This is a genomic window from Streptomyces sp. RK9 (assembly GCF_045070545.1).
Classification (GTDB): domain Bacteria; phylum Actinomycetota; class Actinomycetes; order Streptomycetales; family Streptomycetaceae; genus Streptomyces; species Streptomyces alboflavus.
In genome coordinates this window covers 441051-462408 of record NZ_CP173705.1, presented here as the reverse complement: position 1 = coordinate 462408, position 21358 = coordinate 441051, and the positions used below count along the sequence as shown (strand labels likewise).

Here is a 21358-nt window from a genome sequence, read left to right as displayed (position 1 = left end):
CACCCCCGGGCGGCGGGCTCACGCCTTCGCCTCCCCGGCGGTGCCCTCCTGCGCCGCGTGCGTCAACTCGGCGCGCTGCTCCTCCAGTTCGTGCTGGTGCTCCATCGCTTCGAGCCGGTCGGCCTCCAGCATCTCGTGCACGGAGTTCATCAGGGTCTCCATGTCGACGACGCCCGTGTACTCGCCGCGCCGCCCGGTGACGGCGACCCGGCCCGCGTTGTCGGTGAGGACGGCCTCCAGGGCGTCCCGCAGCGTCGCGTCCCGGGTCACCGTGTCGTGCACGAGGGTGCCCGCGCGGGCCAGGGAGCCCTTGGCGCGCATCAGGTCGCCGCGGCGCAGCCACTTGTAGGGGCGGCCGCGCTTGTCGAGCAGGAGCAGTTCGTTGGTGCCGCTGGCGCGCAGCTTGTCGAAGATCGTCTGGAGCGGGTCGTCGACGGTCACCGTCGGCACGTCCGCCATCTCCACGTCGCGCACGCGGGTGAGGTTCAGCCGCTTCAGGGCCGCGCCCGCGCCCACGAAGCCCGACACGAAGTCGTCGGCCGGGTTGGTGAGGATCGCCTCGGGGGTGTCGAACTGCGCGATGTGCGAGCGCTCGCGCAGGACGGCGATGCGGTCGCCCAGCTTGATGGCCTCGTCGAAGTCGTGCGTGACGAAGACGATCGTCTTGTGCAGCTCGTGCTGGAGGCGGATCAGCTCGTCCTGGAGGTGGTCGCGGGTGATGGGGTCGACCGCGCCGAACGGCTCGTCCATCAGGAGCACGGGCGGGTCGGCGGCGAGCGCCCGCGCCACGCCGACGCGTTGCTGCTGGCCGCCGGAGAGCTGGCGCGGATAGCGGCCGTGGAACTCGGCCGGGTCCAGGCCCACCAGGTCCAGCATCTCCTCCACCCGCGCCTTGATCCTCGACTTCCCCCAGCCGACCATCTTCGGTACGAGGGCGATGTTCTGAGCGACCGTCATGTGCGGGAAGAGCCCGGAGGACTGGATGGCGTAGCCGACCTTGCGGCGCAGCTTCACCGGGTCGATGTCGGTGACGTCCTCGCCGTTGATGCGGATGCGGCCGCTGGTCGGCTCGATCAGACGGTTGATCATCTTCAGCGTGGTCGACTTCCCGCAGCCCGAAGGGCCCACGAAGATGACGATCTCGCCCGCCTTGATCTCCATGTTCACGCTGTCCACGGCCGGGTCGCCGCTGCCGGGGTAGCGCTTGGTGAGGTTCTCCAGCTCGATGGTCGCGCCGGTGGTCGCCGCGGGCGCCGGTTCCTCGGGCGGGGCGGTGGCGGCGGTCGTATCGGACGTCTCAGACACGGATACCCCTCGGAATCGTCAGCCGGCCGATCAGGACGTACACGGCGTCGAAGAGCAGCGCCAGGACGATGATCCCGAGCGTGCCCGCGAGCACTTGGTTGAGCGCGTTCTTGCTGCCCAGCGAGGCGATGCCGCGGAAGATCTCGTTGCCGAGGCCGGGCCCCGACGCGTACGCGGCGATCGCGGCGATGCCCATCAGCATCTGCGTGGAGACCCGGATGCCGGTCAGGATCGGCGGCCACGCCAGCGGCAGCTCGATCCGCACGAGCCGGTGCAGCCGCGACATCCCGATGCCCTTCGCCGCGTCCACCAGCGTCGGGTCGACCCCGCGCAGGCCCACGATGGAGTTGCGCACGATCGGGAGCAGGCCGTACAGGATCAGGGCCGTCACCGTCGGCGCGACGCCGAGGCCCACGATCGGGATGAGCAGACCGATCATGGCGAGCGAGGGGATGGTGAGGATCGTGGACGTCAGGGTGGTGGCGAGATTCCCCGCCCACTCGCTGCGGTACGTCAGGACGCCGATCAGTACGCCGATGGCCGTGGCCACGACCATGCACTGGAAGACGGCGCTGGCGTGCTGGTACGCGTCCATCAGCAACTGCTGGTGACGGTTGCCGAGGTAGTCCCAGAAGTTCATCTGTGCCGTTCACCTCGCCGAGAAGCGCTCGGACGGCGCCGGGAAGCTCCCGGCGCCCGCGTGCCGTACCCGTCGTCTCTACCCAGGTCCGGTGTCGTCGGACGCCTGTTCCACCAGGGGGATGATCCGCAGCGGGACCGGGTTCTCCATGACGATCGCCGTGGAGGCCCGGACGATGCCATCAAAACCCACCACCCGGTCGATCACACGTTGGAGATCGGCGTTCGAGCGGGCCACCAGACGGCAGAGCATGTCGCCGTGACCGGTGATGGTGTGCAGTTCCAGGACCTCGGCCACGGTCGCCAAATGGGCCCGTACGTCCGCGCCCTGGCCCTGTTTGATCTCCAGCGTCGCGAACGCCGTCACCGGGTAGCCGAGCGCCGCCGGATCCACGTCCGGGCCGAATCCCCGGATGACTCCGTTCGACTGAAGCCGGTCCATCCGCGCCTGCACCGTGCCCCGCGCGACCCCCAGGCGGCGGGACGCCTCCAGGACCCCGATGCGCGGCTCCCGCGCGAGCAGCACGATGAGCCTGCCGTCCAAATGATCGATCGCCATGCCGCCTCCCTGATGAGCATCCTGTACAGAACGCCCGCTGCTTCGCGATGAATGCTGGGCAGATTGCCCAGTGAATACGCGAACTATTGCGCATCTTGTGGTTCGGCGGGAGCCTCGCTCTATGACTCAGACCACACACACCACCCCCGAAACCGCGCGCGAGGCCGACCCCTTCCCGGTGAAGGGAATGGACGCGGTCGTCTTCGCCGTGGGCAACGCCAAGCAGGCCGCGCACTACTACTCCACGGCGTTCGGCATGAAACTCGTGGCCTACTCCGGACCGGAGAACGGCAGCCGCGAGACCGCCAGCTATGTGCTGGAGAGCGGTGCCGCCCGCTTCGTCCTCACCTCCGTCATCAAGGCCTCCACCGACTGGGGCCGCTTCCTCGAGGGCCACGTCGCGGAGCACGGTGACGGTGTCGTCGACCTCGCCATCGAGGTCCCGGACGCGCGCGCCGCGTACGCCTACGCCGTCGAGCACGGCGCCACCGGCCTCGAGGAGCCCTACGAGACGAAGGACGAGCACGGCACCGTCGTCCGCGCCGCCATCGCCACGTACGGCCAGACCCGCCACACCCTCGTCGAGCGCACCGGCTACGACGGCCCCTACCTGCCCGGCTTCGTCCCCGCGCAGCCGATCGTGGAGCCCCCCGCCAAGCGGACCTTCCAGGCCATCGACCACTGCGTCGGCAACGTCGAGCTCGGCAAGATGAACGAGTGGTGTGCCTTCTACAACAAGGTCATGGGCTTCACCAACATGAAGGAGTTCGTGGGCGACGACATCGCCACCGAGTACTCGGCGCTGATGTCGAAGGTCGTCGCGGACGGCACCAAGAAGGTCAAGTTCCCGATCAACGAGCCGGCGATCGCGAAGAAGAAGTCGCAGATCGACGAGTACCTCGAGTTCTACGGCGGCCCCGGCGTCCAGCACATGGCGCTCGCCACCAACGACATCGTGGCCACCGTGAAGGCCATGCGGGCCGCGGGGGTCGAGTTCCTCGACGTGCCGGGCAGTTACTACGACACCCTCGGCGAGTGGGCCGGTGAGACCCGGGTGCCCGTGGAGATCCTGCGCGAGCAGAAGATCCTCGTCGACCGGGACGAGGACGGGTACCTGCTCCAGATCTTCACCAAGCCGGTCCAGGACCGGCCCACCGTCTTCTTCGAGATGATCGAGCGCCACGGCTCGATGGGCTTCGGCAAGGGGAACTTCAAGGCCCTCTTCGAGGCGATCGAGCGCGAGCAGGAGAAGCGGGGCAACCTCTAGGACGGGGTTCGCTTTCGTCTGCGGCGGGGTGGGGGTTGCTCCTGTCCCGCCGCTACCGCGCCGGACATCTCCCACCCGCCCGCCCGTTTCCAGTCGACCGGACGGTGACCGTCGCCCGTGGGGGCCTCTCGCCGTCGGCGTCCGCGGCCCGTCGAGTCCTTCCACCGCTACCGCGGTGGACATCTCCCACCCGCCCGCCCGTTTACTGGCACCTCATGCCTCGGGCCGCATCCCTGGCGACCGCCCGCCTCCCCGCGGGTTGCCCGGGGGCGCCGGTGCCGCGACGGGTGCTCCGGCGTCGCTGAGGTGCGTGGGAGTTGCCGTTGCTGCCGTCCCACCCTGCGGGCACAGCCCGGGCCGACGCCGCTGCGACCGCTCCCCCCACCGCTGTGTGCGCAGCCCCGGCCGACGCCGCCGAGACCGCTGCCCCCGCCTCTGTGGGCAATCGTCCCGCAGGGCGGGACGGGTGGGCACAGCCCCGGCCCACGGTGACCGTTATGTGAGGGGTCAGTCGGACTGCCTGGAGGGCTTCGTGGGGCGGGGAAGCTTCGGGATGGGGGCGCCGCGCGGGGCGTACACCTGGGCCGGGCCGCCGTCCGGGGGGTCGCCCAGGGACTTCAGGGCCGTGTGGGCCGCCGGTGCTGCCAGGGGCGAGAAGTGGGGGTTGATGCGGAGGGCCTCGGAGAGGTGGCGGCGGGCTGCGCCGTAGTGGCCGAGGGCGCGCTCGATCGCCCCGCGGTGGTAGGCGAACAGCGCGCTGCGCGGGCCCTTCTTCACGGCCGACTCGACGTGTTTCAGGCCCTCCTTGGACTTGCCGGAGCGGTGCAGCGCCCAGCCGAGGGCGTCCTCGTTCTCCGGCGACCCGTGCCGCTTGAACTCCGCGGACAGCCTCCGCACCGCCGCCCCCACATCCCCGTGCTCCGCCTCGAACACCCCGAGCACCCGCTCGTCGTTCACCCCGCCGAGACCTCCCTGCCGCACCCGCGCCCGCAGCAGGTCGTACTGCGCGGAAGCGGCGGGCCGCAGCTTGAGGGACTCGTACAACTCGCCCAGTTCGAGGGCGTATTCCGGGGCGGGCCGCCGGACGAGCGCGGCCCGGTACGCGTGCAGGGCGTCCGACGTCCGGCCGACCGCGGCGAGGGCGCGCCCCTTCGCCGCGAGCGAGGGGTGATGGTCGGGGTCGGCCGCGAGCGCCGCGTCGTAGTGGCGCAGCGCGTCGCCGGGCTCGCCCCGCTCCCAGGCGAGCTCCCCGACCCGGTACAGGCAGGCCGCCCGCTCGGCGGGCGTGCGGGCGAGCGCCGCCGCGTCCGAGAGCGCCGCGGCCGCGTCCTCGCGCCAGCCCCGGTCCCGGTAGACCGCCCCGGAACGGACCCGGGCGGCGGCGGTGCCGGGACCCAGCTTGCGTACCTTCTCAAGCGCCCGCCCGACCCCCTTGGCGTCGCCGAGCCCCCGGTAGGCGTCGAGGAGTGCCGCGTGCGCCGCCCACCGCCGCGGCGCGATCCGCACCGCCTGTTCGCCCCACTTCCGCGCGTCCCGGAAGTCGTGCCGGGCGTTGGCGAGGGCGGCGAGGCCGGTGAGGGCGGCCACGTTCCGCTCGGGCCGGGCGCGCAGGGAGGTGCGCAGGGCACGCTCGGCCTTCGGGTAGTACGCGGAGTCGGCGGTCCTCAGGCCGCGTTCGACGTACGCGGACCCGAGTACCGCCCAGGACTGGTCGTCCCCGGGACGCGCCCGCACCTGCGCCTCGCGCTCACCGATGAGCACCGCCAGATCGGGCACCGCGGCCGGCGCCCCGGCCCCCACCGCGGCCGCCGCCCGCCCGGCGGGCCCCAGCGCGGGCGGCGCGGAGTCCTCGCCCCGGTCGGGCAGGAGGACCAGGACCCCGCCGAGCACGGCACAGCCCGCGACGGCGGCGACGAGGGCGCGGCGCAGGGCGGGGGAGCGGCGGCGGCCGGGGCCGCCGCCGTCGAGCGGGCCGCGCGCGGTCGCCGAGGTCATCAGCGACGTGCGCGCGTGCCGCGGGATCCGGACGGCGTCCGAGCTCTGCACCGCCGGAGCCGACGCGGACTCGGTCCCGGGTGCGCCCTGCGGTGAGCCCTCGGGCGGGGTCTGGGGGGTCTCCTCGGTCTCCATGGCGCTCACTGTGCGTCAATACGAAGAGCACATCCCGGCACGCGAACGGCGTCGCACACGGGTTCACACCGATGGCCCCGAGTGCGAGGCTGTGATCATGAGCAGTGGCACGCACAGCACGCCGGGCACCCCCGCCGCACCCGCCGACCTCCTGGACCGCCTCCGCGCCGGACTCCCCGCCGACGCGCTCCTCACCGACCCGGACGTCACGGCCTCGTACGCCAACGACATGGCGAGCTTCTGCGAGGCGGGAACGCCCGCCGTCGTGGTCCTGCCGCGCACCGTCGAAGAGGTCCAGCACGTGATGCGGACCGCCACCGAGCTGAAGGTCCCGGTCGTCCCGCAGGGCGCCCGCACCGGCCTGTCCGGCGCGGCCAACGCGAGCGAGGGCTGCGTCGTCCTCTCGCTCGTCAAGATGGACCGGATCATCGAGATCAGCCCCGTCGACCGGATCGCCGTCGTCGAGCCCGGCGTCATCAACGCCACGCTCTCCCGCGCGGTGGCCGAGCACGGCCTCTTCTACCCGCCGGATCCCTCCAGTTGGGAGATGTGCACCATCGGCGGCAACATCGGCACGGCCTCCGGCGGACTGTGCTGCGTGAAGTACGGCGTGACGGCGGAGTACGTCCTCGGCCTCGACGTCGTCCTCGCCGACGGGCGCCTGCTCAGCACCGGACGTCGTACCGCCAAGGGCGTCGCCGGATACGACCTGACACGCCTGTTCGTCGGCTCCGAGGGCAGCCTCGGCATCGTCGTCCGCGCCGTCCTCGCCCTCAAGCCGCAGCCGCCCCGGCAGCTCGTCCTCGCCGCCGAGTTCGGCTCGGCCGCCGACGCCTGCGCGGCCGTCTGCAAGATCATGGAGGGCGGCCATGTGCCGTCGCTCCTGGAGCTGATGGACCGCACGACGATCCGCGCCGTCAACGCCCTCGGCAACATGGGCCTGCCCGAGACCACCGAGGCGCTGCTCCTCGCCGCCTTCGACACCCCGGACCCGGCCGCCGACCTCGCCGCCGTCGGCGCCCTGTGCGAGGCCGCGGGCGCGACCCAGGTCGTCCCGGCCGAGGACGCGGCCGAGTCCGAACTCCTCCTCCAGGCACGCCGGTTGTCCCTCACCGCACTCGAAGCGGTGAAGGGCACGACGATGATCGACGACGTGTGCGTACCGCGCTCCCGGCTCGGCGACATGCTCGACGGGGTCGAGCGGATCGCCGACAAGTACGGACTGACCATCGGGGTCTGCGCGCACGCGGGCGACGGCAACACCCACCCCACCGTCTGCTTCGACGCGGCAGACCCCGACGAGTCACGGCGCGCCCGCGAGTCCTTCGACGAGATCATGGCCCTCGGCCTCGAACTCGGCGGCACCATCACCGGTGAACACGGCGTCGGCGTCCTGAAGAAGGAGTGGCTGGCGCGTGAGCTGGGACCGGTGGGCGTGGAGATGCAGCGCGCCGTCAAGACGGCGTTCGACCCGCACCACCTCCTCAACCCCGGCAAGCTCTTCTGACCCCCCGTGAGTTCAGTGCTCACTCACCGTCCTTCGACTCGTCACTCGGCCACGGGTCGCGCAGCCACAGCTCGTCCGCGCGGCCAGGGGTGGGGGCGAGCAGCTCGGCCAGGCCGTCGTCGATGCCGAGCCGCTCGGCCTCAGAGCCCGGAGGGACCACCCGCAGGGTGCGCTCCAGCCAGGCGGACACGGCGGGCGCCGGCGCTTCCAGGAGCGCGTCGCCGTCGGGCGAGCTGAGCGCCATCAGGACCACGGAGCGTCCCTCGACCTTCGTCGGCCACACCCGCACGTCGCCGTGGCCGCACGGCCTGAACACCCCCTCCACCAGGAGCTCCCGGGCGAACGTCCAGTTCACCGGGTTCTCGGAGCCGATGTGAAAGGCGATGTGGACGGCGTACGGATCGTCGGTGCGGTAGGTGAGCCGGGCCGGGACGGGGATCGCCCGTTCCGGCGAGAGGACGAGTTTCAGCTCCAGCTCGCGTTCCACCACGGTGTGCATAGCTCGTGCGCTTCCTTTCTCTCGCGGCGTGCGCGGCCCTGCGGTGAGGGCCCGCGCACCGGACCCGTTTCGGGCCCGCAGAGAGTGAGAGCGCGGGGACGGCCAGGCATTACGCGACTTCGGGAAGATTTTTTTCGCCGGGTACGACACGGGGTGTGCGGGCGTGTTCGGACGGCGGGGAGGAACCGTGCACGGAAGGGGGCGGTGCGGCGGGAGCCGCCCGACGCGGCGCGCGGGTCTGATAGATGTGGAGCCTCACAAGACCCCCGAGCAGATACGGGACGACGGACATGAGCGCCCCAACTCCGGCCCCCGGCGACGACAGGCCGCGCGAAGGCTACTACCCCGATCCGTCCATTCCGGGATATGTCCGGTACTGGAACGGGGCGGCCTGGGTGCCCGGTACGAGCCGTCCCGCACCGTCCGACGGCGAACCCCTGCCCGCGCCGCCCCGCTCGGCCACCACGCCCCCTGCTCCGGCGCCCGCGGCCACCCCCGCGGAGGAGACCGGGCCGGTGTTCTTCGACGAGGAGCCGGGAGGGGTGACGCAGACCGGCCCCGACACGGACACGAACATCGGCCTCGGCGTCGGCTTCGGCCTCGGTCTGGGCGCGGGGTCTGACGTCGACGGTGGTGCTGGTGCTGGTGCTGGTGCTGGTGCCGGGGATGGGCAGCACGGGGTCAAGCCCGAGCCCGCTTCGGCCTGGCAGGCGGACGCGGCCCGGCAGACGGGGCTCGGCGGCGAGCAGGACCAGCGGGTCTCGTGGGGTGCGGCGGGTGCGGCAGGTGCGGCCGGGGCGACCGGTGCGCCGGGTGCGCACGGCCCGTCGGACCCGCGGGACCCGCGCGTGCGGAGCGAGGGGGCGGCGCCCGGCGCGTCGGCATCGGCGGGGGCGGCCCGAGGGAGCGCGGCCGAGGGCGGCGCGCGGCGCGTGCCCGCGCAACAGCAACCCGGTGCGCGGCAGGAGCCGGGGCAGCGGGAGCAGGCTCCGGCGGCCGTCGGTCGAACCGAGGACGCGGAGGCCGAAGGGCCGGGCACGATGACCTTCCGGCCCGTCAAGCCCGGTGTGCCGCAGCCCGCCACCACCGAGGGAACGGTCACCTTCCGGCGGCCCACGGGCCCGGTGAAGCCGGCGGGGGCCGGGACGCCGGACGCGGACGGCGGGACCGAGGGGACGATGGCGATCCGGGCCCTGCGCCCCAAGTCGGGGCAGAAGGGGCCCGCTTCCGGCGCCGCGCAGGCGCCGGTCGTGCCGCAGCAGACCGCGGCCCCGCAGCAGGCCGCTGTCCCGCAGCAGCAGGAACGGGCCCCGCAGGCCGGGGCCCCGCAGGCAGGCACCCCGCAGCAGAGCGTGCCCCCGCAGGCCGGTGCCCAGGGCGGGGTCGCCTCGCCGGTGACGTCCGGACCCGGCGGCGGTTCGGCGTCCTGGGCCCAGCAGGTGCACCAGCTCGCGCAGTCGCCCGGGCAGGGGCAGCCGGGCCAGGGCGAAGGGCCCGTCCTGCCGTGGAAGCCGGTGGCCGCGGACCCGTTCGCCGCGGTGGCGCAGGCGCAGGCGGAGGCGCGTCCCGCCGGGCTCGGCAGGCGGCTCGCCGCGCGGCTCATCGACACGGTGGTGCTCGCCGCCGTGACCGCGGGGGCGGCGCTGCCGCTCGGCACCCGGGCCGCGGACCACATCGACAGCAAGATCGACGCGGCGAAGCTGTCGGGCGAGAAGGTCACGGTGTGGCTGCTCGACGGCACGACGGCCGGGTACCTCGGCGTCGTCCTCGGCGTGCTCCTGCTCTTCGGGGTGCTCTACGAGGCGCTGCCCACGGCCAAGTGGGGCCGCACCCTCGGCAAGAAGGTGTGCGGCGTCGAGGTCAGGGACATCGAGGAGCACGGGGCGCCGTCGTTCGGGGCGGCGCTGCGGCGCTGGCTGGTGTACAGCGTGCCGGGGGTCCTCGTGGTCGGGGTCGTCGGGGTGCTGTGGTGCCTGTTCGACCGCCCCTGGCGCCAGTGCTGGCACGACAAGGCGGCCGGGACGTTCGTGGCGGGCTGAGCGGCCCGTCGGCGGGGTGTCGCCGGGCCGGGCGCGGGCCTACTTTCGGTAGAGGCCCCCGCGGGGGGTCGTAACCCGGACAGCCGCCCGTCGCATGCGGCGCACTCCACTTCGAGGTGCACTCACCCCATGAGCACCGAACCGCCGCAATACCCCAACGCTCCGGACCCCGACGACAACGACCCCTTCAGGAAGCAGCCGCCCCCGGCCTCCGACGGCACCCCGCCCCCGCCGTCCGACGGCACCCCGCCCCCCGGCGGAGGCTCCCCGTACGACCCGCCCCCGCCGGGCGCGGGCGGCGGCGCACCCTTCGGCGGCGGCCCCGGCGGCCCCGGCGGCACCCCGCCGCCCCCGTACGGAGGCGACCCCTACGGCGGCGGATTCGGCGGGCAGGACCCCCTCGCGGGCATGCCTCCGCTCGCCGACAGCGGCAAACGCGTCCTGGCCCGCATCATCGACATGGTCCTCGTCGGCGTGGTCGCCGTCCTGCTGTCCCTCCTTTTCGGGACGAACGAGTACGACTGGGACCCGGACAAGGTGGACGCAGGCAGGTCGTTCGGCCAGTCGCTGCTCGCCGCCGTGCTGTACATGGCGTACGACAGCTATCTGATCTCGAAGACGGGTCAGACGCTCGGCAAGAAGTGGCTCGGCATGCGGGTGGCGAACCTCAACGACGGGGCGAACCCGACGCTGCAGACGGCGCTCGTGCGCTCGGCGGTGCTGTGGATCCCGTTCGCGTTCTGCTGCGCCTGCATCTGGACGGCGATCTGCGGCGGCTGGAGCTTCTTCGACAAGCCCTACAAGCAGGGGCTGCACGACAAGGCGGCCAAGACCGTGGTGGTCGGCGTGGGCTGAGCGGCACGAGGGCACAGCGAAGGCCCGGCGCTGCGGCGGCGCCGGGCGGTGGCCGCGGCGGGTCCGTGGGCGTCACCTGCGCGGGCAGGTGACGCTCAGGGGCCCGCTGGTTCGCGTACGGGCAGCGTGGTGTGCTGCGGGGCGGTGGAGTCGGTGGCGAGCACGGTGCGCTGCACCGGGATCCGCTCCTCGAAGGACGAGGGCGACGAGGGCGACGAGGGCACGGACACCGCGGCGGGGACCGGGACCGCGGTGGCGGCCAGGGCCTCGGTCGGCTCCGGGGCGGGCTTGGGCAGGGGCACCGTCATGGCCACGAGCAGGCCGAGGCCGAGCGCGGCGAAGGTGATGACCGCGACTCCCGGCACCGAACTCGCCTGGGAGAGCAGCAGCATGGCGAGCGCGGAACAGATGACGGTCGCGGAACCGTAGGTGAGCTGTGCGACGGTCGGACGAGGCATGGGGCGAGGCATGGCGTGATCCGTCCTCGGGACAGCGGATGCGGGGGATAGATCAAGACGATGTGGACGTATACGAATCAAAGGGTGCTCAAAGGTGGCGACTTGGAAGCTTCGCCGAGTACCCGTGCGCACCGTCGAAATGACTCTATTCGCCTGCATGCCCGACGGGAACGTGCGGTAAGCGTGACCTAACCCACGGTGCCGGTGCACAGGGGGCGCATGGATTCATGCGTCCCGCCAATTGGACGGCGAGGCGCGCCTGTTGAGGGGACGGGGAATGCCCCGCGTGCGCCGCCGCGATCCCGCTTGATCATGTTCGGATAACGGTCGGTCGGGTCTGCATAGAGCACTTGGCCTGTTCAAGTCAAGGTCTGTCTTTTCTTCCCTCTCTCCGGTCGAATGTCGTCACTTGTGACGCGCATATCGCGCGCGGACCTCCTCGACCGGGAATTTCGGTCCGTGATGCGGGCGCGGGGGAGGACAGCATCAAGTGACCATCAAGAGACGAACGTTCAGAGCGACCGCGGCAGCGGTGGCTCTCGCGGCGGCGACCGCGACGTTCTCCGCTTATTCCGTGGCGGCGGCCGACGACGGCGGGAGCGGCGACAAGGCGTCCGCGACCGGCAAGGCAGCAGCCATCGACCGCCGGGACCCGGCGGACGCCAAGGCCCACGTCGACCACGACCTCGAGGGCCCGTTCAGCAAGCAGCAGGCCCAGCAGCGCAAGGCGGCCCTGGAGCAGGTCGTCTCCGGCGACGCCAAGGTGCAGAAGCGCGGCGGGTCGAACGTGGTGAAGCTCGACGACAAGAAGTACGTCGAGCTGGGCCGGGAGAAGACCGACAAGATCTTCACGATTCTGGTGGAGTTCGGGGACAAGGTGGACGACACCACCATGTACGACCCCGACGGTCCCGAAGGGCCCGAGAAGCCGATCAAGAAGTACGGCGGCACACCCGGCCCCGCGCACAACAAGATAGCCAAGCCGGACCGTGCGAAGGACAACAGCACGGCCTGGCAGGCGGATTACAACAGGAAGCACTTCCAGGACCTCTACTTCGGTGAGGGCAAGGACGCCAAGGGCAAGCCCAAGCACTCGCTGAAGACCTACTACGAGAAGACGTCGTCCGGCCGCTACTCGGTCGACGGCGAGGTCTCGGACTGGGTCAAGGTCGACTACAACGAGGCCCGCTACGGCTCCAACTGGTGCGGCGACTCCAACTGCGCCAACGTCTGGGACGCCGTCCGCGACGGCACCACGGCCTGGGTCAAGGACCAGAAGGCCAAGGGCCGCACGGACGCGCAGATCAAGGCGGACCTCGCCAAGTACGACCTGTGGGACCGCTACGACTTCGACGGCGACGGCAACTTCAACGAGCCCGACGGGTACATCGACCACTTCCAGATCGTGCACGCGGGCGAGGACGAGTCCGCGGGCGGCGGCGCCGAGGGCCCCAACGCCCTGTGGGCGCACCGCTGGTACGCGTACGGCAACGACGCGGGCAAGACCGGCCCCGCCGACAACAAGTCGGGCGGCACCCAGATCGGCGACTCCGGCATCTGGGTCGGCGACTACACGATGCAGCCCGAGAACGGCGGCCTCGGCGTCTTCGCCCACGAGTACGGCCACGACCTGGGTCTGCCCGACCTGTACGACACCACCGGCAAGGCCGAGAACTCGGTCGGCTTCTGGTCGCTGATGTCGGCCGGCTCCTGGCTCGGCACCGGCAAGGGCTCGATCGGCGACCTGCCCGGCGACATGACCGCCTGGGACAAGTTCCAGCTGGGCTGGCTCAACTACGACCGGGCGAAGGCCGCGACGACCTCCGAGCACAAGCTCGGCGTGTCCGAGTACAACACCCGGCACCGCCAGGCGCTCCTCGTCGACCTGCCCAAGAAGCCGGTCACCACGACCGTCGTGAAGCCCGCCGAGGGCACCAAGCAGTGGTGGAGCGGCCAGGACGACGACCTGCGCAACACGCTCACGCGCAGCGTCGACCTCACCGGCAAGTCCAAGGCCGATCTTTCCCTGCAGGGTTGGTGGGACATCGAGTCCAACTACGACTACCTCTACACCGAGGTGTCCACGGACTCCGGCGCCAACTGGACGCCCGTCGACGGCACCGCCGACGGCAAGCCGATCACCCGTGACGCGGGCGACAAGCCGGCCCTGACCGGCTCCTCGAAGAAGTACCAGAAGCTGGTCTTCCCGCTGGACGCCTACGCCGGCAAGAAGATCGACGTCCGCTTCCGCTACGCCACCGACGGCGGCACCGCGCTCAAGGGCTTCACGGCCGACGCGATCACGCTGACCGCGGACGGCGCCAAGCTCGTCGAGGACGGCGCCGAGGGCGACGACAACGGCTGGAAGACGAAGGGCTTCTCGCGCATCGGCGAGTCCTTCACCAAGGAGTACGAGCAGTACTACCTCGCGGAGAACCGCCAGTACGTGTCGTACGACAAGACCCTCAAGGTCGGCCCGTACAACTTCGGCTTCTCCAAGTCCCGTCCCGACTGGGTCGAGCACTACCCCTACCAGACCGGCCTGATGATCTGGCAGTGGGACACCTCCCAGAAGGACAACAACGTCAGCCAGCACCCCGGCAAGGGCCTGATCCTCCCGATCGACGCCCACGCCAAGCCGATGAAGTGGAAGGACGGCACGCTCCTGCGGAACAAGATCCAGCCGTTCGACGCGCCGTTCTCGAAGTACGCCACGGACGCGTTCACGCTTCACAACGCCGACGTCGCCCTCAAGATCAAGTCGAAGAAGGGCGTCTCCGTCTTCGACGACCGCAAGGGCACCTACTGGTACGCGGAGAACCCCACGGGAAGTGTCAAGGTCACTGACACCAACACCCGGATAAAGATCCTCAAGCAGCCCAAGGACGGCTCGACGATCACGCTCCAGGTGGGCAAGTCCTCCAAGTAAATCTCATCTCCGCAGGTCAAACGCCTGTTTCTGGCCGATCGGCCGTCGCCCTCTAGCGGGCGGCGGCCGATCGTGTTTGAGTGCGTGCTGTGGTTCTCTTATTGACACGACGTCTCACGGGGGTGTGACAGACCATGGCCGCAGGAGGCTTCTGCAAGCTGCCCAACGGCAGTGTGGTGGTGGCGATGACCCTGCCGAGTCCCGGGCCCGGGGGTGGCAGCGTGCGCGTCCTCGTCCGCGCGGCGAACCGGGCGCGGGCCCTGACCCGGCTCCGCAATCTCGGCCTCCGGGCGGTCTACCTCCGCGGCAACACGGAGCCTCCCACCCCGGACGAGGTCACCGCGGTGCTGCACCACCCCGACGGCCTCATATGGCGCACGGCGCCGGACGGGGCGGCGGAGCTGTGGCATCCGATCCGGGCGCTGCTGAGGCGGGGCGCGGCTGCGTAGCCCCTGGCCGGGGCGGGCTATGAATAGCCCCTCCGGCGTTTGAGGAGCGGGGTCCGGGGCGGAGCCCCGGGTTCGGTGAAGGGGCGGGCCTGGGGCGCCCCGCGAAGGTCACACCACCGGCTTGCCGGTGAGTTCCGCGCCCGCTTCGCGGAGGTCGTCCAGGGCGCGCTGGGTGGTCTCCTCGGCCACCCCGGCCGTGAGGTCGAGGAGGACGTGGGTGCGGAAGCCCTCGCGGACGGCGTCGAGAGCCGTGGCCCGCACACAGTGATCCGTGGCGATCCCGACGACGTCGACCTCCCGGATCTGCCGGTCCCGCAGCCACTGGGCCAGAGAGGTCCCGTTCTCGTCGACCCCCTCGAACCCGCTGTAGGCGGCCGAGTGCGCCCCCTTGTCGAAGACGGCGTCGATCGCCCCGGACGCCACGGCGGGCGCGAAGTTCGGATGGAACCCCACCCCCTCCGTCCCGGCGACACAGTGCGGCGGCCACGAGTCGACGAAGTCGGGCCGGTCGGAGAAGTGGTCACCGGGGTCGATGTGGTGGTCACGGGTGGCCACCACATGCCGGTAGCAGGGGGCGGCCTGCCCGATGAGCTCGGTGATGGCGGCAGCCACGTCCGCGCCGCCGGACACCGCGAGACTGCCCCCTTCGCAGAAGTCGTTCTGTACATCGACGACGATCAGGGCGCGACGCATGGCGGGTTTCCTTCGGCTAGCTGGATGAACCGAGCGTAGAGACTTCCACTCCGTTGCGGGAGAGGGCGGGCGACGCACTCAGGCCAGGTACTCGGTGGGAATGACCGCCTCCCCGCGCGACAGCTGGGTGGCGGAGAGCGGCAGCCGCCCCCGCGCGGCCGCGTGCCGCTCCCGGACGCTGTCGAGGGGCTCGCGGGCGACGACGTCCCCGCCCTTGACCAGCTCGACGAGAAGCTGCCGGTCGGCGAGGTCGCCGGGCACCGGCCCGGTCCCGATGACCTCGGCCTCGGCGACCCCCTGCGCGTCGACGCGGCGTGCGGCCCACTTGCGGCCGCCGAGGGACGACTTCCCGCCGAGGGACTTCTTGGCGACGGGTTCGAGGGGGGCCTTGGGGTCGGCGGAGCGGGCGCGGGCGACGAGCTTGTAGACCATGGAGCAGGTGGGGTGCCCGGATCCGGTGACCAGCTGGGTGCCCACGCCGTACGCGTCCACGGGCGCCGCGGCGAGCGAGGCGATGGCGTACTCGTCGAGGTCGGAGGTGACCACGATCTTGGTGTTGGTGGCGCCCAGCTCGTCGAGCTGCTGCCGTACCCGATGGGCGACGAGCAGCAGGTCGCCGGAGTCGATGCGGACGGCGCCGAGGTCGGGCCCGGCGATCTCGACGGCCATCCGGACGGCCTCGCCGACGTCGTAGGTGTCGACGAGCAGCGTGGTGCCCCGGCCGAGGGCGTCGACCTGGGCGCGGAAGGCGTCCCGCTCGCTGTCGTGGACGAGGGTGAAGGAGTGCGCGGACGTGCCGACGGTCGGGATGCCGTAGCGGAACCCGGCCGCGAGGTCGGAGGTGGTGGTGAAGCCGCCGACGTAGGCGGCGCGGGCGGCGGCGACGGCGGCCAGCTCGTGGGTGCGGCGGGCGCCCATCTCGATCAGCGGCCGGCCGCCCGCGGCGGAGGCCATGCGGGAGGCCGCGGCGGCGATGGCCGAGTCGTGGTTGAGGATGGAGAGGATCACCGTCTCCAGGAGCACGCACTCCGCGAAGGAGCCCTCGACCCGCAGGATCGGGGAGCCCGGGAAGTACGTCTCGCCCTCCGGGTAGCCCCAGATGTCCCCGCTGAAGCGGTACGAGGCCAGCCAGTCGAGCGTCGGCGCGTCCACGACGCCGCGCTCGCGCAGGAAGGCGAGCACACCGGCGTCGAAGCGGAAGTTCTCGACCGCGTCCAGGACCCGCCCGGTCCCGGCCACGACGCCGTAGCGGCGGCCCTCGGGCAGTCTGCGGGTGAACACCTCGAAGACCGAGCGCCGGTCGGCGGTGCCCGACTTCAGCGCGCCCTGCAGCATCGTCAACTCGTAGTGATCCGTGAAGAGCGCGGTGGAAGGGACATCCACCGGCAGCCCCAGGTCATGCTCCCCAGAGTTCATGACAAGGATGCTACCCCGCATCTCGTCACTCTGACGATTTCGGGGGTCCGTTTGTGCGGCAGGCCGCCCCGGGTGGCAGCATGGGGCAGGTGAGTAGCGCTGCTCCCGTAGAGATCACACGCCCGGACGCGGAAGAGGAGACCTTCGCGGTCCCGGAGCCGGACGTTCCGTGGATCACGCTCGTGCACAACGACCCGGTCAATCTGATGAGCTATGTGACCTATGTCTTCCAGACGTACTTCGGGTACTCGAAGGACAAGGCCACCAAGCTCATGATGGACGTGCACCACAAGGGCCGGGCCGTCGTCTCCAGCGGCAGCCGCGAGGAGATGGAACGCGACGTGCAGGCGATGCACGGATACGGGCTGTGGGCAACGCTCCAGCAGGACCGGAAGTAGCGACGCGACTGATGCCTGGACACTTCGAACCGATCCCGGGCGGCGGCGCGGCCGTCGCCCTCGACGAGGTCGAGATCTCGATCATCCGCTCGCTCGCGGTGCAGCTCCTCGAGCTGATCGGCCCGGGCGAGGAGCCCGCGGGCGCCGACGGCGACCCGTTCGCGGAGCTGTTCGCCGAGGGTCCGAGCGAGCCGCCCACCGACCCGGTCCTCAAAAGGCTGCTCCCGGACGCGTACGGCGGCCCCGGCACCGAGTCCGCCTCCCTGGAGAAGGCCGACGAACTGCGGGCGTACTCCGCCGAGTTCCGCCGCTTCACCGAGAACGACCTGCGGGCCCGCAAGCGGGACGACGCGCTCGCCGTGATCCGCTCCCTGGACGCGCTCACCGTCGCGGGCGAGGGCGGCGCCGTCCTGAAGCTGTCCGCGGAGGAGTCGCGCAGCTGGCTCGGCGCGCTCAACGACCTGCGGCTCGCGATCGGCGCCCGGCTCGACGTGACCGACGAGGAGGACACCGACCTCCTCTACCGGCTGCCGGACTCCGACCCGCGCAAGCCGATGGTGATGGCCTATCTCTGGCTCGGCGGACTCCAGGAGACGCTCGTCGAGACCTTGATGCCGTGAAGCCGTGATGCTGTGACGTCGGCGCCGTGACGGCCCGACGCCGAAGTCGTGACGGTTTCCCGACGCTCACGTGACGTCGGTTTGAAGATCGCGGGCGTTCGCTCAACGGACGCTCAAATCCGGATAACGATCCTGTCACCTCGGCGCCCCCTTTGGGGCGCCGAGACTTCTTTGTCCGCTTCTTCCTGTGCCGTATGCCACATATGGCTCATTCGATCACTGTGACGGTCGTGATAAATCTTCACGACCGCTCGGTGACGCCACCCATGTCACCGGGGGCGCTCTAGGCCGGCAGACCGTCGGCGGCACTCCATCACCATCCGGGGGGATCAGGACCTGGTCCGCGGCGAAACCGCAGTTCGCGGCGCGGATCAGCATGGAGAAAGGCGTCACCATGACCTCAGTGCAGGTCGAAGAACACCACGACGGCAATGAGGCCGCGGCGGCCACAGAGGGCGCGTCCGGCGACAACGAGGGCTATCAGCGCGGGCTCGGCGCCCGGCAGATCCAGATGATCGCGATCGGCGGTGCCATCGGCACCGGCCTGTTCCTCGGCGCGGGCAAGGCCATTCACAAGGCCGGGCCCAGCCTCATCCTCGCGTACGCGATCGCGGGCCTCGTCATCTTCTTCATCATGCGCGCGCTCGGCGAGCTCCTGATGTACCGGCCCGTCTCGGGCTCGTTCTCGGAGTACGCCCGTGAGTTCGTCAGCCCGTTCTTCGGGTTCGTGACCGGCTGGACGTACTGGCTCTTCTGGGTCGTCACCGGCATCACGGAAGTCACCGCGGCGGCCCAGTACATGCAGTACTGGACGCACGACTCCATTCCACAATGGGCGTACGCGCTGATCTTCACGGTCATTCTGTACGGCGCCAACCTGATCTCCGTGAAGCTCTTCGGTGAGCTGGAGTTCTGGTTCTCGATGGTCAAGGTCACCGCGATCATCGGCATGATCCTGATCTGTGCCGGCATCCTCACCATCGGCTTCTCCGACGCCGGTGACTCCGCGTCCGTCTCGCACCTGTGGGACAACGGCGGCTTCTTCCCCAACGGCATCGGCAACACGCTGATGACGCTGCAGATCGTGATGTTCGCCTTCCTCGCCGTCGAGCTGGTCGGCGTCACCGCGGGCGAGTCCAAGGACCCGAAGAAGACCCTGCCCAAGGCGATCAACACCGTGCCGTGGCGCATCGCCGTCTTCTACGTCGGCGCCCTGATCATGATCCTCTCGGTCGTGCCGTGGACGCACTTCCAGCCGGGCGTCTCGCCGTTCGTCGCCGCCTTCGAGAAGATGGGCCTCGGCGTCGGCGCCGCGATCGTGAACTTCGTGGTCCTGACCGCCGCCCTCTCCTCCTGCAACTCGGGCATGTACTCCACCGGCCGCATGCTGCGCGACCTCGCGCTCAACGGCCAGGGCCCGAAGTTCTTCACCAAGCTCACCAAGAACGGCCTGCCGCTGGTCGGCACCACCGCCTCCGCCGCGCTGATGCTCGTCGGCGTGTGGATCAACTACCAGTGGCCGGGCGAGGCGTTCAACTACGTCGTCTCCTTCGCGACCATCTCCGGCATGTGGGCCTGGATCATGATCCTGGTCTCCCAGATCAACTACCGCCGCAAGGCCGACCGCGGTCTCGTCCCGCAGTCCACCTTCCGCGCGCCGGGCGCCCCGTACACGAGCTGGTTCGCCCTCGCCTTCATCGGCATGGTCATCGTGATGATGGGCATCGACAAGGACGCCCGGATCTCGCTGTACTGCGCCCCCATCTGGGCCGCGATCCTGTGCGTGTCCTACCTGGTCCTCAAGAGCCGCAACCCGGAGGCCGCGGCCTTCAAGAAGCGCGTGCACACCGGCCAGGGCGTCGAGGGCGCCACGGATGCCGCACCGGTCACCAAGGACTGACCCCGGACACCATCTGTCCAGCATGCGGGCGGCCCCGTACCACACTTCGGTACGGGGCCGCCCCGCTGCTTATCCTGGCCGACATGCTGACCATCACCCAGGCCCTCCACGACCAGATCGTCGCGCACGCGCGCCAGGACCACCCCGACGAGGCGTGCGGCGTCGTCGCGGGCCCGGCGGGCAGCGACCGCCCCGAGCGCTTCGTCCCGATGCTCAACGCGGCCCGCTCGCCCACGTTCTACGAGTTCGACTCGACCGACCTGCTCAAGCTCTACCGCGATCTGGACGACCGCGACGAGGAGCCGGTGATCATCTACCACTCGCACACCGCGACCGAGGCCTACCCCTCCCGCACCGACATCTCGTACGCCAACGAGCCGGGTGCCCACTACGTCCTCGTCTCCACCGCCGACACCGACGACGCGGGCCCCTTCCAGTTCCGCTCGTTCCGGATCGTCGAGGGCGAGGTCGAGGAGGAGGACGTCAGGGTCGTCCAGGCATACTGAGCGCGAGCTTTACGACCCTCGAGGCGGCAGGACCCAGGAAGCCGGTGGAAATCCGGCGCGGTCCCGCCACTGTGACCGGCCGCGCCCCGCGCGCCCGGGAGTCAGGAACTGACCTGCCGCCTCCTCCACATGCACTCAGGGGACGCGGAAATCCCCTGGAGGAGGCCCGCACCCCATGCGTACCCGCGCCCTGCTCGCCACGGCGGCGATCCTGCTGCCGCTCACCGCGTGCTCAGCGTCCCCGTCGGCCTCGTCCTCCGGCGACGACGACTCCGGGAAGGCCGACGGCAAGGCCGCCGGATTCCCGTACACCGTCACCAACTGCGGGACGAAGACGACCTTCGACGCACCACCGAAGCGCGCGGTCACCATGAACCAGCACGTGACGGAGATCCTCCTCGAACTGGGCCTCAAGGACCGCATCGCCGGCACCGCCTACCTCGACGACAAGGTGCTCCCCAAGTACAAGAAGGCGTACGAGGCGACGCCCGTCATCGCCAAGGAGTACCCCTCCTACGAGAAGCTGCTCGCCGCCAACCCCGACTTCGTGTACGGCGGTTACGCGAGCGCCTTCGCGGCGGGCGACGGCCGCTCCCGCGACGCCCTCGCCAAGTCCGGCATCAAGTCCCGCCTGAACATCGAGGGCTGCGCCAAGAAGCCCGTCACGATGGACGACGTGTACCGCGAGGTGCGCGAGGCGGGCGCGACGTTCGGAGTCCGGGACCGGGCGGACAAGTGGGTGCGCGACGCGAAGGCCGAACTCGCCGCCACCGCGAAGCAGTCCGCCGACGGCGGCAAGAAGCCCGCCGTCTTCGTCTACGACAGCGGCGACAAGACGGCGTTCACCGCGGGCGGCCGCGGCATCGGCAACGACATCATCGAGCGCGCGGGCGGCCGCAACGTGATGTCCGACCTCGACAAGTCCTTCGGCGACGCCTCCTGGGAGACGGTCGTCGAGCGCCGCCCCGACGTCATCGTCATCTACGACTACGGCGCGTCCACGGTCGCCCAGAAGAAGAAGCGCCTCCTGGACGACCCGGCCCTCAAGGACGTCCCGGCCATCAAGAACAAGCGGTTCGCGGTGCTGCCGCTGTCGGACGTGGTCCTTGGGGTGCGGGCGCCGGGGGCGGTGCGGAAGCTGGCGGAGCAGTTGCGGTGAGCAGGCTGCGGTCTCGGGGCGGCGAGTTTC

The 21358-nt window shown here is 70.8% G+C and carries 19 protein-coding genes and 1 riboswitch; of the genes, 11 read left to right on the top strand and 8 right to left on the bottom strand.

The genetic code is table 11. From position 1 onward, the window contains the following. Positions 1 to 18 precede the first annotated feature (18 nt). The 3 genes from AB6L24_RS39545 to AB6L24_RS39535 form a co-directional block, all read right to left on the bottom strand. Entirely contained in the window at positions 19 to 1305 is a 1287-nt protein-coding gene (locus tag AB6L24_RS39545; RefSeq protein ID WP_405664349.1) for a betaine/proline/choline family ABC transporter ATP-binding protein, read from the bottom strand. After that, entirely contained in the window at positions 1298 to 1945 is a 648-nt protein-coding gene (locus AB6L24_RS39540; RefSeq protein WP_030358360.1) for an ABC transporter permease, read from the bottom strand. Before AB6L24_RS39540 ends, AB6L24_RS39545 begins: the two co-directional genes overlap by 8 nt. A gap of 78 nt (positions 1946 to 2023) precedes the next feature. Further along, complete coding sequence (locus tag AB6L24_RS39535; protein WP_030358359.1) at positions 2024 to 2503, bottom strand: Lrp/AsnC family transcriptional regulator; 480 nt, start codon at positions 2501 to 2503, stop codon at positions 2024 to 2026. Positions 2504 to 2624: 121 nt separating this feature from the next. On the opposite strand from AB6L24_RS39535, the gene hppD reads away from it, so the two are divergent. Further along, positions 2625 to 3770, top strand: a complete 1146-nt coding sequence (gene hppD / locus AB6L24_RS39530) for a 4-hydroxyphenylpyruvate dioxygenase (protein ID WP_405664346.1) — start codon at positions 2625 to 2627, stop codon at positions 3768 to 3770. A 507-nt stretch (positions 3771 to 4277) separates the two neighbouring features. Here the strand turns inward: hppD and AB6L24_RS39525 are convergent. After that, on the bottom strand, positions 4278 to 5900 hold the full coding sequence (locus tag AB6L24_RS39525; RefSeq protein ID WP_405664344.1) for a tetratricopeptide repeat protein: 1623 nt from the start codon (positions 5898 to 5900) through the stop codon (positions 4278 to 4280). A 97-nt stretch (positions 5901 to 5997) separates the two neighbouring features. Between AB6L24_RS39525 and AB6L24_RS39520 the strand changes: the two genes are divergently transcribed. Further along, positions 5998 to 7407, top strand: a complete 1410-nt coding sequence (locus tag AB6L24_RS39520; protein ID WP_030358356.1) for an FAD-binding oxidoreductase — start codon at positions 5998 to 6000, stop codon at positions 7405 to 7407. A 19-nt stretch (positions 7408 to 7426) separates the two neighbouring features. Here the strand turns inward: AB6L24_RS39520 and AB6L24_RS39515 are convergent, their stop codons facing one another. Then, a complete protein-coding gene (locus AB6L24_RS39515; RefSeq protein WP_030358355.1) occupies positions 7427 to 7906 on the bottom strand; it encodes an SsgA family sporulation/cell division regulator in 480 nt (159 codons plus the stop codon). 290 nt (positions 7907 to 8196) lie between these two features. Here AB6L24_RS39515 and AB6L24_RS39510 point away from each other — a divergent pair, with 290 nt between their 5' ends. Both AB6L24_RS39510 and AB6L24_RS39505 read left to right on the top strand, forming a co-directional pair. Next, entirely contained in the window at positions 8197 to 9945 is a 1749-nt protein-coding gene (locus AB6L24_RS39510; RefSeq protein WP_405664341.1) for an RDD family protein, read from the top strand. Between the two features lie 129 nt (positions 9946 to 10074). Further along, a complete protein-coding gene (locus tag AB6L24_RS39505) occupies positions 10075 to 10800 on the top strand; it encodes an RDD family protein (protein WP_405664339.1) in 726 nt (241 codons plus the stop codon). Positions 10801 to 10895: 95 nt separating this feature from the next. Here AB6L24_RS39505 and AB6L24_RS39500 read toward each other — a convergent pair whose 3' ends face one another. Further along, positions 10896 to 11258 carry a hypothetical protein gene (locus AB6L24_RS39500; RefSeq protein WP_405664337.1) on the bottom strand — a complete coding sequence of 121 codons (363 nt, stop codon included), beginning with the start codon at positions 11256 to 11258 and terminating at the stop codon, positions 10896 to 10898. A 490-nt stretch (positions 11259 to 11748) separates the two neighbouring features. Here AB6L24_RS39500 and AB6L24_RS39495 point away from each other — a divergent pair, with 490 nt between their 5' ends. Then, on the top strand, positions 11749 to 14187 hold the full coding sequence (locus tag AB6L24_RS39495; RefSeq protein ID WP_405664335.1) for an immune inhibitor A domain-containing protein: 2439 nt from the start codon (positions 11749 to 11751) through the stop codon (positions 14185 to 14187). Between the two features lie 134 nt (positions 14188 to 14321). After that, positions 14322 to 14636: a hypothetical protein gene (locus AB6L24_RS39490; protein ID WP_405664334.1), complete on the top strand. Its 315-nt coding sequence runs from the start codon at positions 14322 to 14324 to the stop codon at positions 14634 to 14636. A 108-nt stretch (positions 14637 to 14744) separates the two neighbouring features. Here the strand turns inward: AB6L24_RS39490 and AB6L24_RS39485 are convergent, their stop codons facing one another. Beyond that, entirely contained in the window at positions 14745 to 15329 is a 585-nt protein-coding gene (locus tag AB6L24_RS39485; RefSeq protein WP_405664332.1) for a nicotinamidase, read from the bottom strand. Positions 15330 to 15407: 78 nt separating this feature from the next. Beyond that, positions 15408 to 16745, bottom strand: coding sequence for a nicotinate phosphoribosyltransferase (locus AB6L24_RS39480; RefSeq protein ID WP_405664330.1), 1338 nt, complete (start codon positions 16743 to 16745; stop codon positions 15408 to 15410). 80 nt (positions 16746 to 16825) lie between these two features. Between AB6L24_RS39480 and clpS the strand changes: the two genes are divergently transcribed. The 5 genes from clpS to AB6L24_RS39455 all read left to right on the top strand — a co-directional run bounded on the left by clpS (position 16826) and on the right by AB6L24_RS39455 (position 21328). Then, entirely contained in the window at positions 16826 to 17143 is a 318-nt protein-coding gene (gene clpS, locus AB6L24_RS39475; RefSeq protein ID WP_030358347.1) for an ATP-dependent Clp protease adapter ClpS, read from the top strand. Between the two features lie 11 nt (positions 17144 to 17154). After that, positions 17155 to 17763: a DUF2017 domain-containing protein gene (locus AB6L24_RS39470; RefSeq protein WP_405664327.1), complete on the top strand. Its 609-nt coding sequence runs from the start codon at positions 17155 to 17157 to the stop codon at positions 17761 to 17763. A gap of 394 nt (positions 17764 to 18157) precedes the next feature. Continuing rightward, positions 18158 to 19663 carry an amino acid permease gene (locus tag AB6L24_RS39465; protein ID WP_380854660.1) on the top strand — a complete coding sequence of 502 codons (1506 nt, stop codon included), beginning with the start codon at positions 18158 to 18160 and terminating at the stop codon, positions 19661 to 19663. An 83-nt stretch (positions 19664 to 19746) separates the two neighbouring features. Further along, positions 19747 to 20169: a Mov34/MPN/PAD-1 family protein gene (locus AB6L24_RS39460; protein WP_405664325.1), complete on the top strand. Its 423-nt coding sequence runs from the start codon at positions 19747 to 19749 to the stop codon at positions 20167 to 20169. A gap of 7 nt (positions 20170 to 20176) precedes the next feature. Then, positions 20177 to 20305, top strand: a riboswitch (cobalamin riboswitch). 39 nt (positions 20306 to 20344) lie between these two features. Then, complete coding sequence (locus tag AB6L24_RS39455; protein WP_405664324.1) at positions 20345 to 21328, top strand: ABC transporter substrate-binding protein; 984 nt, start codon at positions 20345 to 20347, stop codon at positions 21326 to 21328. Positions 21329 to 21358 lie beyond the last annotated feature (30 nt).